This window comes from Paenibacillus sp. E194, assembly GCF_000935845.1.
Taxonomy (GTDB): domain Bacteria; phylum Bacillota; class Bacilli; order Paenibacillales; family Paenibacillaceae; genus Paenibacillus_B; species Paenibacillus_B alvei_B.
Genome location: NZ_JMDX01000004.1, coordinates 25,719 through 41,135, shown reverse-complemented (window position 1 = coordinate 41,135; position 15,417 = coordinate 25,719). Strand labels below are relative to the sequence as shown.

Annotated in this window: 10 protein-coding genes and 1 pseudogene; 7 read left to right on the top strand and 4 right to left on the bottom strand. The window is 47.5% G+C overall.

The features are described 5' to 3' along the window. The first annotated feature begins 3 nt into the window (after nucleotides 1-3). From AZ66_RS01185 to AZ66_RS01175, 3 genes are all read left to right on the top strand, one after another. Nucleotides 4-915, top strand: a complete 912-nt coding sequence (locus tag AZ66_RS01185) for an NAD-dependent epimerase/dehydratase family protein (protein WP_044353243.1) — start codon at nucleotides 4-6, stop codon at nucleotides 913-915. A 148-nt stretch (nucleotides 916-1,063) separates the two neighbouring features. Continuing rightward, nucleotides 1,064-1,747 carry a response regulator transcription factor gene (locus AZ66_RS01180; RefSeq protein WP_044353242.1) on the top strand — a complete coding sequence of 228 codons (684 nt, stop codon included), beginning with the start codon at nucleotides 1,064-1,066 and terminating at the stop codon, nucleotides 1,745-1,747. Then, a complete protein-coding gene (locus AZ66_RS01175; RefSeq protein WP_044353241.1) occupies nucleotides 1,744-3,231 on the top strand; it encodes a sensor histidine kinase in 1,488 nt (495 codons plus the stop codon). The genes AZ66_RS01180 and AZ66_RS01175 overlap by 4 nt, the downstream gene beginning before the upstream one ends. Before the next feature lie 147 nt (nucleotides 3,232-3,378). Here the strand turns inward: AZ66_RS01175 and AZ66_RS33245 are convergent, their stop codons facing one another. After that, entirely contained in the window at nucleotides 3,379-7,905 is a 4,527-nt protein-coding gene (locus tag AZ66_RS33245) for a S8 family serine peptidase (RefSeq protein ID WP_044353240.1), read from the bottom strand. A 479-nt stretch (nucleotides 7,906-8,384) separates the two neighbouring features. Here AZ66_RS33245 and AZ66_RS01165 point away from each other — a divergent pair. Further along, a pseudogene (locus AZ66_RS01165) lies at nucleotides 8,385-8,753 on the top strand (GtrA family protein); the annotation flags it as partial. A 324-nt stretch (nucleotides 8,754-9,077) separates the two neighbouring features. After that, nucleotides 9,078-9,836 (top strand): exodeoxyribonuclease III, encoded by a 759-nt coding sequence (locus AZ66_RS01160; RefSeq protein WP_044353239.1) that lies wholly within the window; start codon nucleotides 9,078-9,080, stop codon nucleotides 9,834-9,836. 98 nt (nucleotides 9,837-9,934) lie between these two features. On the opposite strand, the gene AZ66_RS01155 is transcribed toward AZ66_RS01160, so the two are convergent. After that, nucleotides 9,935-10,705: an AraC family transcriptional regulator gene (locus AZ66_RS01155; protein ID WP_231586686.1), complete on the bottom strand. Its 771-nt coding sequence runs from the start codon at nucleotides 10,703-10,705 to the stop codon at nucleotides 9,935-9,937. A 279-nt stretch (nucleotides 10,706-10,984) separates the two neighbouring features. Here AZ66_RS01155 and AZ66_RS01150 point away from each other — a divergent pair, with 279 nt between their 5' ends. Continuing rightward, nucleotides 10,985-11,437 carry an SRPBCC family protein gene (locus tag AZ66_RS01150; protein WP_044353238.1) on the top strand — a complete coding sequence of 151 codons (453 nt, stop codon included), beginning with the start codon at nucleotides 10,985-10,987 and terminating at the stop codon, nucleotides 11,435-11,437. A 50-nt stretch (nucleotides 11,438-11,487) separates the two neighbouring features. On the opposite strand, the gene AZ66_RS01145 is transcribed toward AZ66_RS01150, so the two are convergent. Next, nucleotides 11,488-12,258: a YheC/YheD family protein gene (locus tag AZ66_RS01145; protein WP_044353237.1), complete on the bottom strand. Its 771-nt coding sequence runs from the start codon at nucleotides 12,256-12,258 to the stop codon at nucleotides 11,488-11,490. A 123-nt stretch (nucleotides 12,259-12,381) separates the two neighbouring features. Here AZ66_RS01145 and AZ66_RS01140 point away from each other — a divergent pair, with 123 nt between their 5' ends. Continuing rightward, nucleotides 12,382-13,365 (top strand): CapA family protein, encoded by a 984-nt coding sequence (locus AZ66_RS01140; RefSeq protein ID WP_231586682.1) that lies wholly within the window; start codon nucleotides 12,382-12,384, stop codon nucleotides 13,363-13,365. A 90-nt stretch (nucleotides 13,366-13,455) separates the two neighbouring features. Here the strand turns inward: AZ66_RS01140 and AZ66_RS01135 are convergent, their stop codons facing one another. After that, the gene (locus tag AZ66_RS01135) at nucleotides 13,456-15,270 is read right to left on the bottom strand and encodes a helix-turn-helix transcriptional regulator (RefSeq protein WP_044353236.1); all 1,815 of its coding nucleotides are present in this window, start codon (nucleotides 15,268-15,270) and stop codon (nucleotides 13,456-13,458) included. Between the last annotated feature and the right edge of the window lie 147 nt (nucleotides 15,271-15,417).

Here is a 15,417-nt window from a genome sequence, read left to right as displayed (position 1 = left end):
AGGATGGATAAAATACTGGTTACGGGCGGCAGTGGGTGGATCGGCGGCTTCGTCGTTCAGATCCTACTCCAGAAAGGGTACGACGTCCATGCTATATATCGGAGAGCGCATAGAGCGGATCTCTTCTGTACGTGGCATCAGATAGATTTATGGGATGAGGAAGAAGTGAAGGCCCTTATCGAACAGGAAAGACCGACACACCTTATGCACCTTGCCTGGGATGCTATTCCGCCGCAATGCTATACTTCTCTAAGCAACTATAACTGGATGCAATCCAGCAAGACGCTTATTGATCTTTTCATTCAAAGTGGAGGACAAAGATTGATCGTTGCTGGCTCTTGTGCCGAATATGAATGGATGCCGGGATTATTGTCAGAGGTCAATTCTTCATTATCGGAGAAGACTTTATATGCGGTATGCAAAAATTCGCTGCGTGCTTGGCTGGAGTCTTATACGGAACAATGGGGGATAAGCAGCGGCTGGGCACGTATTTTCCATCTATATGGCCCTCAAGAGCAAGGGAATCGTCTCGTATCTTCGATTATTCGCTCGCTGTTGGCCGAACGGGAGGCAGCCTGCTCACACGGCAAGCAGTATCGCGATTTTCTGTATGTCAAGGATGTGGCGGATGCGCTGGTGTCCTTTCTCTTCAGCAAGGTGGAGGGCGCATTGAATATCGGTTCAGGGAAGCCGGTTCAGGTGAAGCAGATCGCCCTGATGATTGCCAAGAAGTTGGGGCGTGAATGTTTGCTTCGATTCGGGGCACTCCCTGATCCCGTAGATGAACCCTTGTATGTTGGCGCTCATGCTGGGCGTTTGAAGCAGGAATTGCGATGGCAGCCTCAGTATAGTTTGTCGGCAGGAATAGACGAAACGATCGAATGGTATAGGAACTTCCAGAAGGATATTCGCTAAATTCACTTGATCGATTTTATCGTAGTAGTGAATGGACTCCTTGCATTCGCGCAGCCTCAATAAATTTTAAGCGAACGCTCAGCTGCATTTCAGCTAATAATAGGATAATAGATAGGGAATATATCGTAGCAGTGAGGGAGAGGCGTGGATGTATCGGAGCAGAGGAATTCGAATTCTCATCGTAGACGATGAACCGAATATTTTACAATTTCTTGAGCTGGGCTTGGTAAATGAGGGGTTTGATGTGCAGGCTGCACAAGACGGCGTAACTGCCGTAGCCCGATTTACTGAGTTCCAGCCTCATGTCGTTATATTGGATGTGATGATGCCGGGGATGGACGGGTATGAAGTGTGCCGTATGCTGAAGAAGTCAGAAGATGTGGCGATTATTATGCTTACGGCGAAGGATGAGGTGGATGACCGTGTGAAGGGTTTGAATCTGGGGGCAGACGATTACATGGTCAAGCCATTCAGCTTCGCTGAGCTATTGGCACGAATTCAAGCGCGGATTCGCAATCAGTTCCCGACGATGTTCGGGGATGTGCAGGTAGGGCCATTCGTGATCGATGACAAGCGCAAGGAAATGAAGTATAGCGGCAGTGTGCTGGCGCTCTCGCCAACGGAGTATGATCTGCTCAAGTTCCTCGTGCTGAATCGTGGCGTGGTGTTGAGTAAGTCTGTCATCTTGGATCGGGTATGGGGGTATGACTTTGGGGGAGAGGACAATATTGTCGAGGTGTATATCCGATCTTTGCGGGAAAAGTTGAACGACAAGGAACATCAGTTAATTCGAACGTTGCGTGGAGCTGGTTATCGGGTAGATATCCCATGAGGAATCGATGGCGTTCCGGTCTAGAGAGAATTGTAAACTTGTATTCACTACGTACCCAATTGCTGTATCGTTCTTTGCTTGTCATTGCTATCTTGCTGGTGATCGTCGGCATGCTGCAGTATATATTTATGCGCGAGGTTGTGTATCAGAATAAAGCAGCGAGTCTTCAAAGTCATGCAATGAGCATTCCTGGATTCGTCTGGAAGCGGGTGGGACAGTATCATCGTCAGCTTGAACAGTCGGGACAGCGTGTACCCGAACCCTCAATGCCGATGCTGCTTATGCCGGATACCCATGTGGCCTTCATTGATCAAGCAGGGGACTATCATTCACTGCCGAATGGGCAAGCTGAACTTGCCACCGTACAATTGAATGCTGAGGAGTATGAGAAGGTAAGAAGGACTCCTCTGGGCAGTCCATCCTACCACATTGCAAATGATTCGAACGGAAATGAACAGTTGGTTGTATTGCATCCCGTCTTATCAGCTCCTGGCAGGGAAATAGGGACGGTGCAAATTAGTACGCCAACGGCTCCGCTTAACGACTTGCTCATGGGGCAGACGCTTACTTTTCTCATGATAGCGGCTATAGCGATGTTACTAGGGGTAATTGTGCTGCTTCCAGTTATCCGAAGGACGCTGCGACCGCTGTCTGCAATGGTGAATACAGCTGAACAAATTGATGCAGGCAATCTGGATAGGCGCTTCTCCACCGCGCAGGGACAATCTGAGGTGGATCGTCTAGCCGATTCCTTCAATAGCATGCTGGAGAGGCTAGAGACTTCCTTCGACGCGGAACGGGAGATGAAGGAGCAGATGCGACGCTTCGTTGCCGATGCATCCCATGAGCTTCGTACACCGTTGACTTCGATCCATGGATTTCTAGAGGTTCTGCTTCGCGGGGCGGTCCAGCATCCCGAACAGCTGCATAAGGCATTAACAAGCATGCATAGCGAGTCGGAGCGACTAAGTAAGCTGATTCATGATTTGCTTCTACTGGCGAAGCTGGATCGAGATGGGGCGCCTTCCATTGAACTGGTTGAAGGATCTCTCGATGGAGTCATTCGCAGCATGGGACCGCAGCTAGTAATGCTGGCAGGGAAGAGAACGGTGGCGATTACGCTAGAGCCTCAGCTATTATGCAAGCAAGATCCCGATAAGATGAAGCAGGTAGTGCTCAATCTGGTGCATAATGCGGTTCAACATACGGATGAAGGACTAGGGCACATTCACGTCGAGGGTATGAATAAGGAGAATGGAGTTCAGCTATCCGTCTCTGACAATGGGGTGGGTATTGCTCCGGAGCATCTTCCATATCTGTTCGATCGATTCTATCGCAGCGAATCTTCGCGGAATCGCAAAAGCGGTGGTTCCGGACTAGGTCTGGCTATTACGAGATCGATCGTCGAAGCGCATGGTGGAACGATAGACGTTGTTAGCCGAATAGGCGAGGGCAGTACATTTCGGGTATGGCTGCCTAGGTAAATGAATTTTGGAACCAGGTTCAGCGGCTGTTTTCCGAGACTATCCTGCTTAATGAGCTTCAGTAGAGGTAACGTAACCTGATAAAAAAGAAGCAGAATCCTTCGCTAGAGCGTAGGGATTCTGCTTCTTGAGTTTGGGCCGCTAAGCTTACTTCTGATTCAGTACACGATACAAAATGATGGCTGCTTGTGCACGAGTGGAAGTTCCAGTCGGATTGAATGTATTGTCGTCAGAACCTTTGATGAGCCCTTTGCTGACTGCATATGCAACGGCAGCCTTCGAATCTTGTGAAATACGCTCCTCATCCTTGAACCCAAGTGATGCATTCGCTTGGGAGAGATCGGCCTGCAGTGCTTGGGCCAGCAAGACGACCAGCTTCTCGCGTGTAATTGGATTCCGTGCCCCAGGCTCAGCAATTCGCTGCTCCCATGTCTTGCCGCTGTTCGTCAAGCGATCAAGCAAGGAGACGAATTCAGCCTGAGTAATGACATCGTTCGGTTTGAACGTGTCTAAGCTGTCTTTACCATGCAGCAGATCATGGGCGGCGATTACTTCGATTTCATCCTTCGCCCAATGTGCAGCAATATCGCTAAATGGTCTTACATGCTCTGCGATGGTATAGGTGCCGTATTGAGTTACTTCGAACGTGACCGATTTTTTGTCGGCCGCTTGTGTTCCTGCCAATGTGTATTTCCAAGAGTTAGCCGTATCTTGCGCGAGTGCATAGACACCTGCCCTGCGAATATCCTTCGCGGCATCTGTCAGCTTGAGTGTAATTCCAAGCGGCACACTCTTCGCATCTTTAGGGCCGCGGATGGTGAGCTTTGGAGAGGTGTAGGTAGCTTCGCCACGCTCTTTTGCGAACCCTTTATCCTTGTGGTCAGACAGGGAAAGCACAAGCTCAAGTCCGTTCGAGCCGATAAGATCAGCTACCGATTTATTCGGAATGACAATGTCAAAATCAGTTCCAGATAGAAGCAAGTCCTTGCCTGAATCCTGCAGCTGCTTCGCAGTCGACTTGTCCAGTGTGAATACGACCTCACCATAATCTTTCGTGTGTAAGTCGCTGATATCGAGTGAGACCTGCTTGGCATCCTTGTCCTTCAGCTGTTTTTGCACGGCATCTGCATTAATCTTGAACACTGCATTTACCGTACTATCCTTCTTCGTCTCCGTCAGTAATCCAGCTTTCAGTTGTTTACCTGTTGGAGTTGGTGTAACAGATGCTGCAGAACCTCCTGATGAAAAGGCTGAAGTTGGCGGCTCCGGCTTCGGATTCGGAACGGATGGTTTAACAATTTCAATCTTAGAAGACAACACAGAACCTATCGGAATTGACGAGCTCTTATCATTGAGCAACTTCACTGCTCCAAGATTAAATTCATACATTCCTTCTTGATTGCCAACGAAGGTGAGTGTTGCAAGATCTCCTTCGCCTTCATAAGCACCGCCGCTTAAACTAATGCTGTAATTCAATTTCTTCAAGCCATTTTCATCGGTGATTTCCTGATGAATAATCAGTGGTGTATCTGGATAATGGAGCTTTTGATACGTGGCCATCGTGACGCTTGGCTTCACGTCCAACAAAGTCAGCTTGCTGTCATAAGTAAGACTGAATGAAGCGGAATATACAGCCTCCGCTACGGAATAATTGACCTTGACGTCAAATGGAGTTCCTGTAAGAACTTTAGAGCTGCTGCTTCCTGCATAAACGATGTCCTTATTATCGAACTTGATAACCTCGGCAGGCTCCATAAATCCATTTAAAGCAGCATCATATACGAATAAATAGAACTCGTTCATACCTGGATCCAAAGGAACCCCTATCTCAAATGTTCCATCCTTGTGAATAAAGCCGTCATGCTGTACACCGGATGTATCAACCGCAGCTGTGGCGATATATTTGCCAATAGGATCGCTAGGGAATAAATCAATGAATAAGTCTTTCGTTATTTGTCCCCTGATAATACCCATGCCTGGATTTGCATTGTCAATAACGAGAGGGTTAGCATCCAATGTATATTCAGGTGCTTGTCGGTCGATAACAAATCCTCTTGCCTCATTATCAAGTTTCTTGCTGTTGACGAACGGTGCCAACTCGTACAATCCGTCAGGCAGAGAGACCGTCTGGCCGTCCTTCGTTACAGATCCCTTCCATTTTTCTTCTCCATAGATATCTGGGAGATGAAGCTTGCCCTCGCTGTCAAAAAAGTCGCCCATATATTTTCCATATACAACGTCTGTTACGGAGACCTTGAACTGCTCAAGTGGTTTTGTCAGATCAAATGTAACCTTTGCTTCCGCTGTTTCTTTCGCTTTACCGCCTGGTGAGAGGTAAATAGGTTTCACTGTCAGATTCGTAATTGGAGCAATCCCATACTTAATACCAACAAACAGGCTGACAGGAAGATGCAGCTGGTGACCAGCTGTCTGCTCGGTCAGGGTGATAACGCCTTCATAGCTGCCCTCAGCTGCATTGGAAGGAATGACTACTTTGACTTCAAGATTGTCTGAACCATTGGCAGGTACAGTTACTGAGCTCGAACTGAGCTGCAGATCGATGCCGCTGCCTGTCCCACCCCATGAACTGCTTATTGCGTAGGTTTGATCCGAATTGGCGATATCCTTAACGACAATGTCTCGCGAGTAGGTTCCCGCGGGAACCAATCCAAAGGAAACGCTTCCAGTTTCATAGTTGATGCTTTTACGATCACTTGTTGCAGTAGTTGTGTCTTTAACCATGGCGATGGCTGTAGCTTTAATCGTTTGATCAAGATCCACGCGCCCTGCGCCCTGTTCTGTTACCAAATAGGGTTTATGATTGCGGTCTTCTATGGTTACAGCATTATTCATCATGAGAGATTTGAGATCATTCGTTGCAATTTTATGATGATATTTCTCCAGCAGCAAAGCAGCAGCGCCTGCGATGTGAGGAGCAGCCATGCTTGTTCCTTGTGAATTCTGGTATGCATTTGCGTAATTTCCATCCCAAGCGGGTACGGAGGAACGAATGGCGACACCTGGAGCGGTGATATCCGGCTTCGCAGTATAGTTTGGATAGATAGGTCCGCGGGAGCTGAAGTCCGCCATCAGATCCTTTTCTTCTGTGGTATCAAAGGTGATCGTGTTTATTCCCTGCTCAATGTTCTTTTTGATCGCTAGACCCGAGGCCTGTGAGACCGTATAGGTAGGTATGTACTGGCCTTCTTTGCCAAGCGTGGCCTTCAGTTCACTAGGCTCATTGTTGTAAATGATGAGCGCCGCGGCTCCAGCGTTCGTTGCATTTATTGCTTTTTCCTGGAAGCCAATTTCGCCGCCACGTGAAACGAGTACCAGCTTGCCGGATACGTTGATGTTTTTGTAGTCTTCAGTCTTACCGAAATTGGCATATACCACTTCGAATGATGTGCCCGCAGTAGTAATTTCTGCGGCGAATTCTGCCAATTGAGCATACAGCAATTGTTGAATTCCCGGAGCTTTGAATACAGGCGTAATCATTGGAGGCGTGGAGGCACCTACGGATATCGGAAGATGGGCTCCTCCCGGAGTGCCAACCGTTCCAGGCTTAGGGCCATTGTTGCCTGCGGCCAATACAACGGTTACGCCTGCTCTTACCGCATTATTAACTGCAACCGAATCAGCAGTGTAGGCATTGTTGAAATTCCCGCCGAGCGACAGGTTGATAACGTCTAGTTTCTCTGTTACCGCTCGATCGATAGCTGCAATAATATTCTCGGTCGATCCACTACCGTATGGCCCGAGCACCCGATAGACGTATAAGTCAGCACCGGGAGCTACACCTTTGACCCAGCCATTCTTACCGTTCGGATTGCTGGGATCACCACGGCCCACTATCGTGCCGGATACATGTGTCCCGTGTGTTGTATGATATTCCTTGCCGTCTGCTCTTTTCGGCTTTGACGGATCAGGCAGAGTTTCCATTGGATCATTGTCGTTATCAACGAAATCCCAGCCACCCCTATAGGCATCTTTTAAGCTAGGATGGTTATAATCGACTCCTGTATCTATCACTCCAACCTTAATGCCCGCGCCTGTAACGCCGATATCCCATAATTTATTGGCGCCAATATGAGGGGCGCTCTCGTCCATCAATGGCTTGAATACATATCCGTTGTCTACAGGGATTGTATTGTACTCCAAGTTCGGATACACAGCTTTAACGTTCGGAAGATTCGCAAGCTTATCTACCTCGTTAGCTGGAATGCGCACGGAGTATCCGTTGAATGTTTTCGTATATTCGCGATGCAGTACTGCATTTAAGTTCTTCTCGGCTTGCACTTTGAAGGCACTATGCTCAAGCTTAATCTTCCGTTCCTGGTTAAGCGCAGATGGAGCAAAGCTCTTTCCTTGGTTCGCTAGAGACAAGGCTACGGGATCAGTTGTTAATTCAACGATGACTGTTATCGGATCACTAGTATCGGATTGAGGAACGAAGTTGCTTGTTTTGGTTGGTGCCAAGGAGTATGTAGAGTATTTGGGTTGACCAGGAAGTTGGAGTTGAGGTGATAAGGTCGATTTGATGTTTGGTGTGGCCTGCTCAGTCGATGCAATCTCCTGGGCATAAGTGTGCGATGGAGCAGGGAATAGCATGGCGGCCACCATGGCGATGCTAAGGAACCCCGCTAATTTTCTTCGAATCGTATGTAATTTCAAGCTGCAGCCTCCCTTCAAAATGGTTGATGCTGGCTTCGTGTCTTCTGGAATCTTCTTTTATTCTACGAAAACCTCCTTAATTCAGTATTTGATTCCATATCATTCCAAATAGGTGATAGTGATTATTGTAGCGCACACTCTATTTGAAAACATGGGTATTTAGTCCTAAATCATAGTTTGGAACAGGCTACGAATGGTAGGGGGTGTTAAAAGGAAATCATAGATTATGGCTGGTTGTCGTACAGAACGAATTTCTCATTTTCAGCTGATATTCAGCTAGCCCTCATATTTCGTTCAGTTCCGCTTAAGCCTGGACTCAGCTAGCCCGGATATGATGGTTGCTATCAGGTGTTCTTTCGGAAACGAAGGGCATCTTTGGAATTTTAAAAAGGGGAATGATTGATATCAATTCCCTCTATGAAGTTCAGGGAACACAGAGCAATGAATAGAAGCTCCCAACCAGAGAGGAGGGAAATGCCATGATGGTCGATAAACAAGCGGCGGTTCAGTTTATGCGCTACTGCCAAGTTGGATTAACGAACACAATTGTAGACTTCTCCGTATTCTATCTGCTTATCGCAGGGGAAGCATCATATTTACTTGCACAAGCGGCTTCCTCCGGTGCCGGAATGCTTAACAGCTTTCTCCTCAATCGGAAATGGACGTTTCAAGTGTCGGATAAGATCAGAATACACGAAATTATGAAATTTGCGCTGTTGAACGGCTTGTCAATGTTGCTCTCTTCTGGACTGCTGCTGATGCTGATTGAATGGAGCGAGCTTCCGTTATGGATCAGCAAGCTGGCAGCTACGACAGGAGGGATGTTCGTGAATTACAGCGGCAGTCGATTGTGGGTATTTGCACCTCATCAAGAAACAAAGTTTGAGGACGATCATAATCAAAAAGTCTGTAATACACGCAGTCTGGATGGTGAACAGGTATCTGCCTGTAACGAAGGATCAGCCGAAAGAAATGCTGCCGATTATGGATAAGCCTGCTATTCCATCCCATTTAAAAGGAAGCGTTAGTTATCAGCTATTCTCAGCTTTCGAAGAGATAGAATGTGATCCAATCATCTCCTTACCTGAGCGTTCTACTAGCGGTACTCTCTTATGTTACACTACATAAGAGAATACAAACTTCGAATCGCAATAGTAAGGAGATAGATCATAATGAAACTGATATCTTGGAACGTGAACGGGTTGCGTGCTTGCGTGAATAAAGGTTTTATGGACTACTTTCAAGAGATGGACGCAGATATTTTCTGTGTCCAAGAGACGAAGCTGCAGGAAGGGCAGATTGAGCTTGATCTCGGCGAGGAATATTCGCAGTATTGGAATTATGCGCTCAAGAAGGGATATTCGGGCACGGCTGTATTTACGAAGAAGAAGCCTCTGACGGTTCGCTATGGCATCGAGGAGAATGAGGAGCCGGAAGGCCGCATCATTACGCTTGAGTTCGAATCTTTCTTCTTAGTCAATGTGTACACGCCGAACTCGAAGCGTGATCTCTCCCGTCTGGAAGAACGACTGGAGTGGGAAGAGCGATTCCGCGGCTATTTGCAGCAGTTGGATGCGTGCAAGCCGGTTATCGTTTGTGGTGACTTGAACGTTGCTCATCAAGAGATCGATTTGAAGAATCCGAAATCGAACCAGGGCAATTCTGGATTCACAGCAGAAGAGCGGGAGAAGATGACCATCTTACAAAACGCAGGCTTCACAGATACGTTCCGGCATTTCTATCCGGATCGGACGGACGCGTACAGCTGGTGGTCGTACATGCCGAAGGTGCGTGAACGGAATATCGGGTGGCGCATTGATTACTTCCTCGTATCTTCGAGATTGAACGATTTCTTGGTAGATGCTCGTATTGACTCGGATATCTTGGGCAGTGATCATTGCCCGGTTCATTTGATAATAGAGGATATATAGCTGGAGAACATAAGCTAGAAGCAAGAATGGAATCATTGGAATCATAAATCAATAACAGAAGGCCGGAGACCCATACAGAGAGGGAATCCGGCCTTCTCCTATGTTGCGTGGAGAACACGCTTCGTATATTCCTCTGGTGTAGCACCGATGATAGCCTTGAAATCCTTAATGAAATGGGATTGATCATAGTAGCCAAGATCTATGGATAGTCTCGTCAAATCTTGATAGGCGCCGTAGTCGATGGTTTCTGCGGCATCTTGCAATCGATACAGTCGAATGACCCATTTAGGCGTCACACCCACATATTGCTGGAACAGTCTCTGCAGCTTGCGCTTATTCACCTCAAAATGTTCACATACATGATCGACCTTCGTAATATGGCGATTGCCCTGAATATGGTCAATGATACGATTGAGATAAGCCACGTTGTTGTCTTTAGTGGGAAGATGCGCTAGGAAGAAGGCTTCTGCTGCCGCGACCATATCTTCATCCTCGTCCTCGGATAGGACAGCCTGTTCAAGTAGACGCGGATCAGCTTGGAATACATCTTCAAGACGCATTGAACGGCCTGTGATCTGGGAGATGAGCAGGCCTGCGAACGGATAAAATCCTCCTGGCCTGAATTTGATGCCTAATACCTTTCCCTTGCCCTCCAAACGATGGGAATAGCGGTTCTGTGCAACACCATAGATAGCTGTTTGGCCATGCTCAATGACCATATTAACGCATGGATTTGGAACAATCCCTTGTTCGTATGGAAGCTGATCGGTTAGATCCCAGCGAATGATCCAGAAGTGCTTAATAACATCACGCAATTGTTCAGAGGGTACATGGCGCGCAAGCGAGAATTTCTGCTCGCCTTGTTTCATGTTCAAAATGCCCATGCTAGGCTTATGGATTGTGGGTTGCATAAGTACGATGCGAATCACTCCCGAAATCAAGATTGAAGGACGATGGACTTGTTGATTGAGCAAGCCCCTGTTATGTGCCAACCGTTACAATGTGCCTAATTCCTGTGGACTGTCGCGTTTTTACAATACAAGCTTACGGGCAATATCTATAATTATAGTAGCAATAGATGGGAATCACCGCAATGCTGCTTAGTATGGGAACGAGTAGTCAGTCATTTTGCGAAGGAGTGAAGGCAAATGGAAGCATTAAAGTATGAATTTTATATTGGAGCATCGCCTGAGATCGTATGGAATACAATCGCGTCTCCAGAAGGGACGCGTAAAATTTTCTTCGGCTGTGTACTGAAATCGACCTTCGAAATTGGAGCTCCTTATGAATATGTAGGTCCAGGTAATGAAGGCGACGAGACGGTGCATGTGTATGGACATATTTTGGCCTATGAACCGAACAAAGTGTTGAGCTATACAGAGCATCCGGGGCCCTCTTATCGTGAGAATCATGCGGAGCTGGAGACTCGAATTACCTTCACGATTGACGAGGTTGGCAGCTGTACACGGTTAACATTGGTCAATGACAACTGGACGGAAGGACATCCATCCTATGAGAGTACGAAGGGACATTGGTGGATGATACTAAGCAACATTAAGACATTGGCTGAAACGGGAAAGACATTGGATTTTGGCTGGTAGAACGGTAAAGAGAGTCGACGTTATGTCGGCTCTCTTTTGCTTTCCATAGGTTAGACGGATTCACTTTCCTGGTAGAGTTTTTCGATGCAATCCCAGCATATTTTCTCTGGCTTCATATTCACTTCGATGATCCATGGCTTTAATTGTTGATCGATACCAATATCAATACCGAGCATCCTCACTCCGGGATATCTGGTCTCAATCACTTCACTTGTACGCGCACTGATCCGATTCAATTGCTCTTTCACATTGCGCAGACTGACCCAATTGGTATGCGAGGATAATAACTTCTCAATCGACATGGAGCTTCCGCCGCTGCGAATATTTGTCACAATTTTGTTAGGCTGGGCAACACGGCCGAGAATGCCTTCGTTCTTCCAGCTATCGTCTTCCTGCTTCCTGACCATAATGCGCAGATCGAAGGGGCGATCTTCCCATTTCATCACATCAATTCCCTGCTGCACAATATATTTTTTGCTTGTCTTCTTCGCCAGAATGAAGGGATACAATTGTTCTTCCGAATGGAAAGTATGCTGCTTCGTTCCGTGGTGGACATGGAACTGTTCTGATCCAGAGGAATCCATTGACTTGCTTACCTTCATGACCCCTTCACCGAAGGCGCCTTGATTCGGCTTCACATAGATTGTTGGATACAGCGATAGCATGAATGTTAAAGAGTCCTTATCCAGCCTCAATGTCTCTGGCAAATGCCCACGCAGCTCATGATCCTTCATCAATGCGAGATGATGTTCCCACTTCGGTCCCTTTGGCTCGACCACAGAACGTGTTTTAGCTGCTGTCTTTCTCGCCTTTCTCTTCATGGAGTCTGATCCTCCTCCTGTAGGTGTTTACCCTATCTTATTCGCCTGACTGGGACCTTGCCCGTATTGTTCGCGTTTTTTTGCACATTGTTGGGTAGCTGAATAAACTATGGGCAGGAAGGAGTGAGCGACTTGACGGTAATCAAGATTGCCGCGGTAGGAGATATATTGATGAAGAGTGAAATCATTGGCTCAGCGAAGCAGCCTGACGGCTATCAATTTGAACCGATTTTCGAACAAGTAGCTCCTTATATACAGGAGCATGATTTTGCGATTGGCAATTTGGAGACGACATTCTCGGGTGCAACCTGGCATGATGACGACATCTTGAAACCGAAGGGGAGCAATCGTTGGAAGGAGCAAAGGCATCCTGTCACACGGTATCCGATCTTTAGCTGTCCAGATGAATTGGCACCTGCACTGAAGCGATCAGGATTTGATTTCTTCTCGACTGCGAACAATCATTGCATGGATGGGGGCGGGAAGGGGTTAGTCCGAACACTTGATGTTCTTGATCGTTATGAATTGAAGCACACGGGTACCTATCGTTCGAGGAGAGATGCGCACACATCCATGATCATACCTGTAAAGGGAATCAAGCTAGGCCTTGCCGCGTATACGCTGGGTACAAATTCAATTCCTGTCCCGAAGGCGTGGCAGGTCAATCGCCTGAATCCGAGCAAGATGCTTGCTGATGTTAAGGCGTTGAGAGAGCAAGCAGATCTGGTCATTGCCTGTTTGCATTTCGGACAGGAATATCGAACAACGCCGACGGCAGGGCAGCGCAGGCTCATGCAATTGCTGTTCCAACACGGTGTAAATGTGGTGCTGGGCGCTCACCCACATGTCCTTCATCCCGTCATCTCCAAAAGAATGAAGGATAGGTACGGTCGCACTCGGCTCCGGGTGGCGGCTTCTTCGCTAGGAAATTTCCTGACAACGAGATTGAAGAAGAACCCAAAGACGCTGCAAGGGATGATCCTATCGTTAACGATTGAGAAGAACAAACAAGGGATTACGGATATTACCAAGATCGATCAGAGGCTGACAACCGTGCAACGAGTAGAAGAACAGGGACGAACCGTGTTCTCGATCATCCCCGATTAATGGACTGACCCCTAAAGGGTGTGCAGTTGAGGTCGAACAGTAAAATAAGAAGGGGCAATTATTGCTCCTTCATCCGCGTTGCTGAGGTCATTAGCAAAGATTCTCCTGTTTTCCTTTTAATACAGCCTCTTCCCGATTGCCTACATTCAGCTTGGAATAGAGGATGGAACAATAGTTTCGTACAGTGCCTTCGCTTAAGAAGAGTTTTTTCGCGATTGACTTGTATCTAAGGCCCAATGATAGATGGTGCAATACTTGGTGTTCGCGCTGTGTAAGTCCATATGGATTGTCTTGAATATGACTTGCGCTATTTTCTATGTTGCTCGTCCTTGATTGCTTCATGCCTGCAAATACTTGCTCCGCAATGCCCTCTGCGATCCACGTCCCGCCGTTGTTAATCAATTTAATGGCCTCAATCAGTTCTTTTGGATGGACGGACTTCAGCATATAGCCGTTGGCACCGTGCTTAAGGGCCGTCATCGCTTGCCCGACGTCTGGAAAAGTAGTCAGAAATGCAATCTTTAAGTCAGGCCACCGCAGCTTCATCGTTTGAAGGGCGGTAATCCCGTCCATTTTCGGCATTTTCACATCCATAAGCACTAGATCTGGATGGAACCGCTCGCACTGTTCAAGTGCTACCCGCCCATTGGAGGCCGCCCCGACTACTTCGAATTCAGGGTGCTTGGTCAATAACATATGCAAGCTATGCAGAATCGATTCCTGATCGTCTACGATAAGAATTCGCACTGCAGCGTTCGGTGCTGGCATGATGAGAGGTGCCTTACATACGACTACCGTACCTTCTCTAGGCACGGAATGAATAGACAGATTACCGCCCAATGCGAGCAGGCGATCTTTCATCCCCGAAAGTCCATAGCCGTATTGTACCTGCTCCATCCCTTGGCCATTGTCCTCGATATGCAGACGGAGCCATTCTTCATCGTAATATAGCGAAATATCTATGGAGGTGGCTTGTCCGTGACGTACAGCATTCGTCAGGGCTTCTTGCAAGCATCGGTACAGGCAGTGACTGACGTGTTTCGTTACAGGGCACTCTGTTCCCAACACGCGGAGTTTTACCTTGATGCCTGTCGATGTATAGAAGTCGTTGGACAGCTGATTTATCGATTCGCTTAGGGTTCCATCCATCTGATCGGGGGATAGATCATGCAGATGCGTACGTATATCATCGAACCCTTTGCGAGCCCGTACTATTATTTCTCCATATTGCTTGCCGTGTGATTCAGGAATGGCGGGACGCATCGATTCCAATCCCATAATGATGGATGTTAACGTGTGCCCGATTGTATCGTGAAGCTCGTGGGACAGCCTGCTCCGCTCCTCGATCAAGGTAAGCTGCTCTACTTGGGTTACATGATGCTCGAGCACGCGATTCTGCTCCTGAATGATGAGACTTTGCTTATGAGTGAGTGCTAGCAATTGAAAAGCAAAGCCTAGAAAGTAGGCTAACCCATTGTTCGGCAGGTACCGGAGTATAATCTCATCCATCGCTGAATTAGCGGCCATGCCGAGACTGAAGGGAATACAGATCACGACCAGGGGAGCGGTCCACCATAGCGAATTGCGGCTGCTTAAGAAGCCGAATACAAAGGCAGCCATAAGGAATTGCCATGAGGCTAGAGGCAAGTAGGCACTTATCCAAATACTGAAAACGCCGACAAGCAAGATTTCCGCAAGCATGTGCCATTGTCTTCCGAACCCCAGCAGCAATGGAAGAGGATAGACGAATAAGGCTAGCGTACAGAGCATCCACATCGCGTGAGGGAACTCTTCACGGAACGCTAGTACGATGACTGACGCGCTGATCAGCCAATAGATTCGAGTGACAAGAATCGCCCAATCGTACCACGCCCGCTGCTTCGTCCACGGTATTGCTATATTCAATGTTAGCACCTCATTTCATAGTTCCGATAGATTCTGCAATGTATTGATAACAACTATGACGACAGTCAAGAGGCAATTACGTCATCCATGTTACTAGAATTTAACGGCAGAATGGGATGACACAGTGCTTGTCACATCATGACATTT

Excerpts from the sequence above, each read along its gene's own strand:
- AZ66_RS01180 (WP_044353242.1), top strand. The coding sequence starts at position 1,064 with ATGTATCGGAGCAGAGGAATTCGAATTCTCATCGTAGACGATGAACCG.
- AZ66_RS01160 (WP_044353239.1), top strand. The coding sequence starts at position 9,078 with ATGAAACTGATATCTTGGAACGTGAACGGGTTGCGTGCTTGCGTGAAT.
- AZ66_RS01185 (WP_044353243.1), top strand. The coding sequence starts at position 4 with ATGGATAAAATACTGGTTACGGGCGGCAGTGGGTGGATCGGCGGCTTC.
- AZ66_RS01145 (WP_044353237.1), bottom strand. The coding sequence starts at position 12,258 with ATGAAGAGAAAGGCGAGAAAGACAGCAGCTAAAACACGTTCTGTGGTC.
- AZ66_RS01155 (WP_231586686.1), bottom strand. The coding sequence starts at position 10,705 with ATGAAACAAGGCGAGCAGAAATTCTCGCTTGCGCGCCATGTACCCTCT.
- AZ66_RS01175 (WP_044353241.1), top strand. The coding sequence starts at position 1,744 with ATGAGGAATCGATGGCGTTCCGGTCTAGAGAGAATTGTAAACTTGTAT.
- AZ66_RS01150 (WP_044353238.1), top strand. The coding sequence starts at position 10,985 with ATGGAAGCATTAAAGTATGAATTTTATATTGGAGCATCGCCTGAGATC.